Origin of the sequence: Bartonella sp. CL25QHWL, from assembly GCF_042195335.1 — a bacterium.
Classification (GTDB): Bacteria; Pseudomonadota; Alphaproteobacteria; order Rhizobiales; family Rhizobiaceae; genus Bartonella.
This window is the reverse complement of record NZ_JBHIOE010000087.1, coordinates 1-742: the sequence shown is the minus strand read 5'-3', so window position 1 is coordinate 742 and position 742 is coordinate 1. Positions and strand designations below refer to the sequence as shown.

Here is a 742-nt window from a genome sequence, read left to right as displayed (position 1 = left end):
ACGATTATGAAACACGAAAAAGATGGTGATTTGGGAAATCAGTATTTGAAGAGTCATGCTGCTTGTGTTGGTCCTTATCAGTTAAAAAGTTGGCGCCCTGGAGAAGCTCTTTTGTTGCGTGCAAGCTCTCACTATTGGGGACAAGCGCCTAAACTGAAGCAGATTTTAATTCGCCATGTTGCAGAGCCCGGAACACAACGCTTGTTGTTGCAAAAACATGATATTGATGTTGCTCGTAATTTGACACCTGAAGATCTTGCAGATCTGCAAAAAACAACAGATGTTAAAATCAAGGAAGTGTTAGAACCATCCATGATGTACTGGGGATTCAATATGACAAATCCCATTTTTGCTAAGGAAAAAGTACGCTTGGCGATGCGTTATCTTATAGATTATGAAGGTCTTGGCAAGAAGCTTCTTAAAGGGATTGGTGTTCCACGGGCCAGTTTTATTCCTCTTGGTAATTTTGGGGCTTTAGATGAAAAAGAGGGGCAACCCTTTAAGCTTGATATTCAAAAAGCAAAACAGCTTTTAGCAGAGGCCGGTTATCCGAACGGATTTGAAGCAAATTTTATTGTCTCAAATGCTCCTTATACTTTGTTACTTGCTCAGTCACTTCAAGATAGTGCTGCACAGGCGGGCGTGCGTCTTAAAATTGAACGTGTAGCAGGTACACAGTTGTTTTCAAAAGTGAATGCACGGGCTTTTGATACGGCTTTTATCGGATGGAATAATGATTCTG

At 41.0% G+C, this 742-nt stretch carries 1 protein-coding gene; it reads left to right on the top strand.

The window, feature by feature from the left end; translation table 11 throughout:
- On the top strand, nucleotides 1-742 hold a 742-nt coding region (locus ACFILY_RS09595), incomplete at both ends, for an ABC transporter substrate-binding protein (protein ID WP_375673373.1).